This window comes from Thalassotalea montiporae, from assembly GCF_053485855.1.
In genome coordinates, this window is record NZ_JBQRUO010000007.1 from 164258 (window position 1) to 173198 (window position 8941).

General features: G+C 42.8%; 9 protein-coding genes. 4 read left to right on the forward strand and 5 right to left on the reverse strand.

The window, feature by feature from the left end:
• Window positions 1-20: 20 nt before the first annotated feature.
• Window positions 21-1130 (forward strand): putative metalloprotease CJM1_0395 family protein, encoded by a 1110-nt coding sequence (locus ACSLUR_RS17075; protein WP_448556533.1) that lies wholly within the window; start codon window positions 21-23, stop codon window positions 1128-1130.
• A 42-nt stretch (window positions 1131-1172) separates the two neighbouring features.
• On the forward strand, window positions 1173-1586 hold the full coding sequence (locus tag ACSLUR_RS17080) for a hypothetical protein (protein WP_448556534.1): 414 nt from the start codon (window positions 1173-1175) through the stop codon (window positions 1584-1586).
• Here the strand turns inward: ACSLUR_RS17080 and ACSLUR_RS17085 are convergent.
• The 3 genes from ACSLUR_RS17085 to ACSLUR_RS17095 form a co-directional block, all read right to left on the reverse strand.
• Entirely contained in the window at window positions 1583-2110 is a 528-nt protein-coding gene (locus ACSLUR_RS17085) for a phosphoglycerate mutase family protein (RefSeq protein ID WP_448556535.1), read from the reverse strand. The genes ACSLUR_RS17080 and ACSLUR_RS17085 overlap by 4 nt on opposite strands.
• A 13-nt stretch (window positions 2111-2123) precedes the next feature.
• Window positions 2124-3545 carry a Si-specific NAD(P)(+) transhydrogenase gene (gene sthA / locus ACSLUR_RS17090; RefSeq protein ID WP_281269061.1) on the reverse strand — a complete coding sequence of 474 codons (1422 nt, stop codon included), beginning with the start codon at window positions 3543-3545 and terminating at the stop codon, window positions 2124-2126.
• A gap of 183 nt (window positions 3546-3728) precedes the next feature.
• A complete protein-coding gene (locus ACSLUR_RS17095) occupies window positions 3729-4847 on the reverse strand; it encodes a fatty acid desaturase (protein ID WP_448556536.1) in 1119 nt (372 codons plus the stop codon).
• A gap of 174 nt (window positions 4848-5021) precedes the next feature.
• On the opposite strand from ACSLUR_RS17095, the gene fabR reads away from it, so the two are divergent.
• Window positions 5022-5648 (forward strand): HTH-type transcriptional repressor FabR, encoded by a 627-nt coding sequence (fabR, locus tag ACSLUR_RS17100; protein ID WP_115998700.1) that lies wholly within the window; start codon window positions 5022-5024, stop codon window positions 5646-5648.
• Window positions 5649-6620 carry a hypothetical protein gene (locus ACSLUR_RS17105; protein WP_448556537.1) on the forward strand — a complete coding sequence of 324 codons (972 nt, stop codon included), beginning with the start codon at window positions 5649-5651 and terminating at the stop codon, window positions 6618-6620.
• 81 nt (window positions 6621-6701) lie between these two features.
• Here the strand turns inward: ACSLUR_RS17105 and trmA are convergent, their stop codons facing one another.
• The gene (gene trmA / locus ACSLUR_RS17110; RefSeq protein WP_448556538.1) at window positions 6702-7796 is read right to left on the reverse strand and encodes a tRNA (uridine(54)-C5)-methyltransferase TrmA; all 1095 of its coding nucleotides are present in this window, start codon (window positions 7794-7796) and stop codon (window positions 6702-6704) included.
• An 81-nt stretch (window positions 7797-7877) separates the two neighbouring features.
• Window positions 7878-8636 carry a hypothetical protein gene (locus ACSLUR_RS17115; protein ID WP_448556539.1) on the reverse strand — a complete coding sequence of 253 codons (759 nt, stop codon included), beginning with the start codon at window positions 8634-8636 and terminating at the stop codon, window positions 7878-7880.
• Between the last annotated feature and the right edge of the window lie 305 nt (window positions 8637-8941).

Consider the following 8941-nt stretch of genomic DNA (forward strand, 5'->3'; position numbering starts at 1 on the left):
TACCTAGCATATACCTCGCGATGAATATTACGACGCAAGTTAATCAGTTACCTTTAGCGACAGTGGTCAACCCGCCCACTGACAGCTTGCGTCGTGACAATGTTCAGCGAGAAGTTATTACACAAGCACCAGCGCTTAGTCAGAGTGCTGCTGAGAAAGGCGTTGCCAGTGAGCGTGAACGTGCCAGAACACCGGCACAAAATGTTGAAGAAGGTATTGATTTTGCTGCTATTCAAGAGCAAGCAGAGCGAGAAAGTGCCAGCATCAATGAGCGTCAACGAGGTCAAGATCAATCTGGTGAGCAGCCAGGTCAACAAGAACAAGGGCAAAGTGCTAATGCCCAAGCGGAAGATGAGAGTAGCGGTGAGGACTCCAATACCAACAGCCGTGAGTTAACGCCCGATGAACAACAAGCGGTGCGTGAACTTAGTGCCCGTGATTTGGAAGTTCGTACTCATGAGCAAGCGCATGCAGCGGTAGGTGGTCCATACACTGGCGCGCCAAGTTATAGCTTTGAAGTAGGCCCTGATGGCCGCCGTTATGCGGTTGAAGGTGAGGTCTCGGTAGATTTATCTGAAGCCGGCTCACCACAAGAAACAATTACCAAGATGCGTAGGGTTTATGACGCTGCGCTTGCTCCTGCGAATCCTTCGACGCAAGATTTACGTGTTGCGGCAGAAGCTTCTCGTATTATTGCTCAAGCGCAGGCAGAAGTACTCAGGCAGCAAAGAGTGGAAGAGGGTGAAGAGCAATCACCACAACCATCAGGTGATGGTCGACCAACAATCAATAGCTTTGGCTCAGAGCGCACTGCTGAACTTGGATCTGATGACGCGAGCACTAACCTTGATTCTGCAGTATCGGCAACGCCAGCGGTTAGTGTGCCCAGCTCAAGCTTTTCAAATCTAGATGCAGATACAGGTGCAAGTTCACAGCAAAGTGATTTTGCCCGCGATGACTTCGATAGCTTTGTCCAATCAACAATTCAGGCGCAAGAATCAATTTCTCCGAGTTTGCCACAGCGGCCTGAAGAAATTGACCAAAGAGCAGGGGTGATTGAGTCGCGTTATTTGGCGATCAACCAAGCCTATGACTTGCCACCTAGAAGCCAGTTTGTCTTGCAAGCATAGTGAATTACGTTCGGTGATTATGCGCTACGGAGCAAGTCACGTATGATCCATTTTCTTTTCCATAGACTCCCACCGTCGATTAATGCAATAAGCAGGTACTTGTTACCTCTGTGCATCTTACCGATGACCAGTTTTGCTCAGCCAGATAAACCAATGCCAGATAAAACCATGGATGTAAGTCAAACAATGACAGCACAAGAATATCAGCAGCAGGGTTGGAAAACCGGTAAAGTGCATTACCTAAACTTTGAAGGCGGCTTTTATGGCATTGTTACCGATCAAAATGAAAAGCTTCTGCCAATGAACTTGCCTAAAGCATACCGAATAGAAGGTACAGTGTTAGCGTTGAAGGGGGAATTTATGACCGATATGCTAACGACCCAGCAATGGGGCAAACTCTTCAAAATTAGCGACTACAAAGTGCTGGAACTTGGCGTAGGAGCCAACACTCACTAGCGACATCGCAGCGATTGAGTCAGATCAGTCACTACCATATCCGTAATCTCGTTGTTCTGATCAGTGGTTATGACGACCTGATATAGATGGCGGAAATTATCTTCTGGAATTTTGTCAAAAGCCTTGCCGGTGAGCAGTGACAGTAGCATGGGAGTGGTATTACTGTGCCCGACCACAAGCGTATTCAATTGTTTTTGTTTAAGCACTCTTGCTAATTGTTCAAGTCCATTGGGTGCATATTGAGTCACACTGAGATTTTTAGCCCTCGCTGTTGGTTGGGCAGTTGCCAACGTTCTTTGGTAGCTGGTGCTATAAATTGCATGAATTTCAACGTTGCTGAGTGTGTCAGCAAGTAACATAGCTCTTTGTTGGCCGCAGTTTGTCAGTAAAGGGTCGGCACTGTTTGATTGTTTCTCTGCGTGTCGTGTCAAATATAAACTGAAACTTTCTGCGAGAGCCGGTGGCGCTAGAGCAGATAAAAATACCTGCCCAGCAAAAATTGCACTTAGTGATAACTTAGGCAACAACTTCATCGCACTAAAATAGGCGATTTAAGCCATTGAGCGCCGCAACGCGATAAGCTTCTGCCATTGTTGGATAGTTAAAGGTTGTGTGAATAAAGTATTCAATGGTATTCGCCTCGCCTTTTTGCTGCATAATGGCTTGGCCGATATGCACAATCTCAGCAGAGCGTTCACCAAAGCAATGAATGCCTAAAATTTCTTTGGTATCGCAGTGGAAAAGAATTTTTAAGCTACCAACAGGACTAGCACCAATTTGTGCGCGAGCTAAATGTTTAAATGAGGCCCTGCCAACTTCATAAGGGATTTTTGCGGCAGTGAGCTCTTGTTCATTTTTACCTACTGACGACATCTCTGGAATGGTATAAATACCCGTCGGGATATCTTCAATTAACTGGCCTTCAGTAGAGATATTGAGAATGTAGTCAGCGGCAATACGACCTTGATCATAAGCGGCACTAGCAAGGCTAGGGTAGCCAATAACATCACCAATGGCGTAAATATTATCAACCTCGGTTTTGTAGGTGCTATCAACGGTCAATGATCCACGTGAATTCGCCGTTAAACCGATATTTTCAATGCCGAGCTTGTCGGTATTACCGGTTCGGCCGTTGGCAAATAGTATGCAGTCAGCTTTCATGCGCTTGCCTGATTGTAGGGTTAATACAACACCGTCATCTCGACCTTCAATTGCTGAGTATTCTTCACCGTGGCGAATCACGATACCGCTATTCCAGAAATGGTAGCTTAGCGAATCTGTCATCTCTGCATCCATAAATGACAATAGGCGATCGCGGGTATTGATTAAATCAACTTTACAACCTAAACCTCTGAAAATTGATGCGTATTCGCAACCAATAACACCAGCACCATAAATGATGATCGACTTTGGTTCATGTTTTAGCGACAAAATGGTATCAGAGTCATAGATACGAGAATGAGTAAAATCAACATCTGCAGGTCGATAAGGACGTGAACCGGTAGCGATGACAATTGTTTTGGCGCTTACTTGCTCACTTGAACCATCTGGGTACTGAATGTGTAAATTGTGCTTATCAATAAAGGTAGCTTCACCGTGGTAAACCTTGACTTCATTTCGGCTGTAGAAACCGCCGCGCAAACGCACCTGATCACGAATCACTTTTGTGGTGTGTTGTAAAATATTATCGAAGGTTAAAGTCGCCGCTTTTTCAGATTGATTGAATAACGGATTACTGTTGTACTCAACCAAGCGACTGACGGAGTGACGCAGCGCTTTCGACGGAATGGTGCCCCAATGCGTACAGCCGCCGCCAACCTCATTATGTTTTTCGATAACTGCAACTTTCTGGCCTGCTTTGGTTAGGTTCATTGCTGCGCCTTCGCCACCTGGACCTGTACCAATGACGATTGCGTCAAAGTCGAATGTGATTTTTGATGTAGATTTTGCTTTAGCCAAGTTACCTTCCCCAGAAAACAGTTTGGTGAAATTTTACCAAGAATTAGTAGGATAGGTAACTAATTATACGCGTTCTGATTGAAGATGCTGAAATTGGCTGCGAAAGAGATAGGATAATATCGAGAGGCAGTTTGCCGAAATGGTCACCCGTTTCGGCAAACTGTAACAGCTACAATAAGAATACTATGCAAGTTTTGCGGTTAGCAGTTGCCAGCTCTTACGCTGATCAGCAAGTGTTTGCTTAAGCTCTGTAAATTGCTTGATCAGCTCTGAATTTTCAACTTCTGAAAGCAACTTATCTTTCTTGTTCACTAATACCTGCTTTTTAAGCTCGTAGAATTCATTTAATTTAGCAATTAATAAATCATACTCAGCTTGTAGCTTTTGACGCATTTCTTCGGCTTGAGGGTGCGCACTTAAACGCTGTTGACTGCGCTTTAAGGTCATTGCCAATTTTGCTTTTTCGACCTTATCTTCCGGTGAGGTACGCAACTTCGAGGTTAAGCCAATATAATTACAACCTTTGATTAACCACTTGGTTGGATCGAACTGGTACCAGCGAATGCCATTGCGATAGTCATTTTCAAAGATATGGTGATAGTTGTGGTAACCCTCACCAAAAGTAAAGAAAGCTAACACGCCGTTATCACGAGCAGTGTTTTTATCTGTGTAGGTTTGCTTACCCCAGATGTGAGCTAGTGAGTTAATAAAGAAGGTTGTGTGGTGGCTCATTACTAAGCGGAAGAAACCAACTAACAACAGGCTGCTGATCACGTCGCCATGCCATAAACCAAATGCCAATGGCACACCAAAGTTCATCGCTAAGGTTAGGGCAAGGTAGTGTTTGTGTTGCCACATAACAATTTTATCTTTTTGTAAGTCACGCACATTGTCATAGTTATTATAACGGTGTGCTTGGTACTCACGAAGCATCCAGCCAATGTGTGAATACCAGAAGCCGCGTTTCGCTGAGTATGGGTCTACATCATTGTTGTCGACGTGCTTATGATGAATACGATGATCTGAAGACCAATGCAAAATACTGTTTTGTAGGGCAAATGCACCACCTAGTGCATAAATCAGGCGTAAGCTCCAGTGTGCCTGATAAGTCTTGTGTGACCACAGTCTGTGATACCCTGCTGTGATTGACATACCACAATAGATAAAGCAGACAATTGCCATAGTTATTTCAGCACCGTCGAATCCATGGGTTATAGCACGGTATGGCACGGCGATGGCAGCAAACAAGAAAGTGATTAAAAACACTAAAACGTTTAGCCAAATAATACGAGGCTTATTCATTAATTTTCCGATTTAGATATTTGAGCGTACAAGTGTTCACTATTTTAGCTGGCGCAGATATTGAGTCAAGCCGAGAAATGTTGATCTGTGATAAACTTCACCCAATTGTCATCACCTGACAACGGAATTTCAATTAAGTATTATGACTAAGTCTATAAAAACAAAGGTAATCTAATGGCAGGAATTCGTGCCCAGCAAAAAGAGAAAACTCGTCGACAATTAATTGATGCAGCTTTAGGGCAATTAAGTGCAGATCGCAGCTTTTCGAGTTTGAGCTTACGCGAAGTGGCCAAAGAGGCGGGCTTAGCACCAACTTCGTTTTACCGTCACTTTTCTGATATGGATGAACTTGGGTTAACGCTAGTTGACGAAGCTGGCTTAACGTTACGTCAATTGATGCGTCAGGCACGGCAACGCATTGCCAAAGGTGGCTCGGTTATCAAGATATCTGTTCATACCTTTATGGAATTTATTGAGAACAACGGCAATATTTTTCGATTACTATTGCGTGAACGTTCTGGCACATCAGCGGCTTTTCGTGCGGCGGTTAATCGTGAAATTCGTTATTTCACGCTTGAACTAAGTGACTACTTGCAAGAAGCCAATAAGCTAGATGCACAAGTTGCGCTACTCCAAGCAAAAGCTGCAGTAACGATAGTGTTCAGCGCTGGCGCTGACGCCCTAGATATAGATTTGAAAGAGCGAGAGGAGTTAGCCGAAAATGTGGTGCAACAGTTGCGATTTATCGCGCGTGGAGCCAGTGACTTTTCTGCTCGATTAAGAGTTAAAGAACAATTGTAAATGCGCTGGACGGCAACTGCTTTTTTAATCTTTGTAGCGGTAGCTATTGTTGTTAACTCTCTATTGCAATGTTCTAAGGATAGGCAAAATATTGTTAGCATAGGCGATAAAGAGGACACAACTTTAATAGCACTAGAGCACAAGTTTAGCGACACTGCTGATGTCTGTTTACATGATAGTAATGAACAAAGTTGCCCAGAAAATTCAAACGCCTTAAATACTGAGATTAACGGTCAACCTATAGAAGAGCTAACAGGTATTGAAAGGCAATCAACCAGTAGCTGGAAGTTATCAACGCCACTGCATACTCAATTAGCTCAACTTGAATACTTGAGCGAAAATGGAAATTTGCAGGCTGCATTTATACTTGCCAAAAACCTGAGATACTGTTTTTACACTCCCAGCGATGAAGCGAGTTACCAAGATAGAGTAAATGAAGCGCTCGATAACAATGAAGCTGATAATTACCTAGCCAAACTCGCAGAAAACTATGAATATTGCCAAGGGGTAATGCATGCGACCAAAAAGCAATTTGCTCATTATTTAGCGGTTGCAGCAAACCAAGGTCATCTTGACGCCATGCTTGACTATGGTTTCGCTAATACCGAGCTATTAGTAAAGGTAGAAAGTGAAACTCGCCCTGCATTGACTGCTAGAGCTGAGGTGCTGGCGGCTCAGCAAGAGTATTTAAAAACTGCAGCATTGCAAGGGCATGTGAAAGCCATCGCGCGTTTGTCTGATAATTTATGGCAGCAAAAGTTTGGAAATAATGACGGTAGCCAAGCTTTAGCGTATCTCTATCTGTTGTTGGAATTAACAGACGATAGTCAACTATATAGTCGATACCAATGGCAAGAACAGCGCATGAGCAAGCAACTTTCACCAGAAAAAGTGGCTCAAGCAAGAGAGTTAAGCCAAGATTTACTGAGCAATATAGTTAGTGATATAGAAAGTGAGCTAAAAACTCGTTAGCTCACTTTAGTTTAGAAAAGGTGGTCTAAAAAATGTGGTTTGCAATAAACGCTATCTATGTAGGTTAGCGCGTTGCTAAGATTAACGGCGTTTAAGGATAACACCCGTTTCAACATGGTGGGTGTAAGGGAATTGATCAAATAAGGCAAACCGTTCTATATGATGAGTTGTCGTTAGCGCCTGTAGGTTGTCTTTCAGTGTTTCCGGATTACAGGAAATATAAACAATTAAATCAAATCGTCTAACTAATTCAACGCTGTCTGGGTCTAAACCGGCACGCGGTGGATCGACTAATACCGTATCAAATTTGTAGCTGGTTAAATCAAAGCCATCCAATCGTCTAAAGGTGCGCTCGCCATTCATTGCTTGAGTGAACTCTTCACTCGACATACGGACAATGTCAACATTATCTATATTGTTCGCTTTGATATTGTATTGCGCAGAATTGACCGATGTTTTCGATATTTCCGTGCCTAAAACACGATCAAAATTCTCGGCTAAGGCAAGGCTAAAATTCCCATTTCCACAATATAGCTCAATCAAATCGCCGCTACGACCTTGGGTTGCGTGTTTTGCCCAACTCAACATATGCTGGTTTACGCCGCCATTTGGCTGCGTAAAGCTATTTTCAACTTGCTGATAATGATATTGCTTACCATCAACGGTGAGCGTTTCAACTACATAATCTTTATCAAGAATAACCTTTTGCTTACGTGCACGGCCGATAATGTCTGTTGGTGCGATTTTGGCAAGCTCAGCTTTCAATGCTTGCGCTTCTGCTTGCCAAGCATCATCTAACTGTTTGTGGTAAAGCAGGCTTACTAACAATTCACCACTTAATGTTGAAAGAAAATCAACTTGAAATAGTTTACGGCGTAACAATTCATTCGCTTTAACAAACTGAATCAAAGCTTGCATTGCATCATTGATCAAAACGCTTGCTACTGGAAATGTCGTCAGCTTAAACTTTTCTTTCGTTTCACTGTTGAACATGATGTAGTCAAGGTCATCACCATCATGCCAAACACGAAACTCAGCACGTAAGCGGTAATTTAGCGGTTCAGATTCAAAACACTCAAACGTTGGAAGTGTGAATTCAGCAAACATTTCGCGGATTTGCTGTTGTTTTTGTTCAAGTTGTTGTGGGTAATTATCAGGATGAATATGACTAAACATAGAAACGCCTCAATTTCAGGGAGCGCAGATTTTAACCGTAACTGCGCATATGTCTAGTATTATGGCTGATAGTTAAAGCGACTACTTAGCTTCTTCTGTAATATTGGCAAATTCGTCAGGCTTTGCGCCACCGGCTAACGCGGCATCAATTGCAGTGGCTTGGTTCATACCATTGGCAATTGCTGTATCAACAATCTTGCGGTTATCAATGTGCTTATTCTGACTTACGGCAGTCGCTACAACCTCTTCACTCTGTTCTGGCACAATTCCCAATGCAGTAGAAACGAAAGTCGTGATTTGGTCAGGTAAGGCTTGAATTGCGCCTGATAGTATTTCAGCGAATTGCTCAGGGAAACTAGATATGGTGGACTCAACAATTGCATCTTGATGGAAGTCGCTGGTACTAATGGCAACTCTGACAATGTTTTGAATTTCTGCAATATCATGCGAAGCAGCCGTTTCGACTATTTCACTGGCATAAGCTGGATCTGACTCTACTGCAATACGCACGATTTCCTGACTATCCACTAATTTACTTTCAATTGCCGCAACAACCACATCGCAGGCCAGTGCTGGTTCTGCATTAATGGCACCGCGAACAATCTGTTCGTATTTATCAGGGTATAGTTCTAAAGCCACTGGAATAACTAAATCTACCTGTTCAGGATAACGACCTAAAATAGTACTAACACTTCTTCCTATATTAACGTTGGCTTTTGCTTGTTGTTTTATGAATCCTGCAATTATACGTTTGCTTTTAGCATCCTTACTTGGGTCACTTGCATAACTGCTAAAACTAATAACTATAAATAACCAAATAAAAACTAGGGTACGCATCATTATTCTCTTTTTTGTATTTGCGTTTGCTATATTGCTACGACTAAGGATACTGCTGTTCATATACAACTCATTGACTATAAGTGAATCGAAATGTTTTCGCCTCTGTGTATTTATCCAGCGAATTCACAGGTTTCATTAGCATATAGGACTATTATTTGGTGATATCGTTCAATAAAACAGCGAACGGTTAAAAAGTTGAAATTAGCTGTTGACGCCCAGCTAAAAATCTCTAAAATGCGCATCCACTTCCACGGGGCAGCCCAACGAAGTGTTTTGATAAGTTTAGTTAGCAAGTTTGCTAAGTA

Coding starts and splice junctions, on each gene's coding strand:
- ACSLUR_RS17075 (WP_448556533.1), top strand. CDS start 21: ATGAATATTACGACGCAAGTTAATCAGTTACCTTTAGCGACAGTGGTC.
- ACSLUR_RS17115 (WP_448556539.1), bottom strand. CDS start 8,636: ATGATGCGTACCCTAGTTTTTATTTGGTTATTTATAGTTATTAGTTTT.
- ACSLUR_RS17105 (WP_448556537.1), top strand. CDS start 5,649: ATGCGCTGGACGGCAACTGCTTTTTTAATCTTTGTAGCGGTAGCTATT.
- ACSLUR_RS17080 (WP_448556534.1), top strand. CDS start 1,173: ATGATCCATTTTCTTTTCCATAGACTCCCACCGTCGATTAATGCAATA.
- fabR (WP_115998700.1), top strand. CDS start 5,022: ATGGCAGGAATTCGTGCCCAGCAAAAAGAGAAAACTCGTCGACAATTA.
- trmA (WP_448556538.1), bottom strand. CDS start 7,796: ATGTTTAGTCATATTCATCCTGATAATTACCCACAACAACTTGAACAA.
- ACSLUR_RS17095 (WP_448556536.1), bottom strand. CDS start 4,847: ATGAATAAGCCTCGTATTATTTGGCTAAACGTTTTAGTGTTTTTAATC.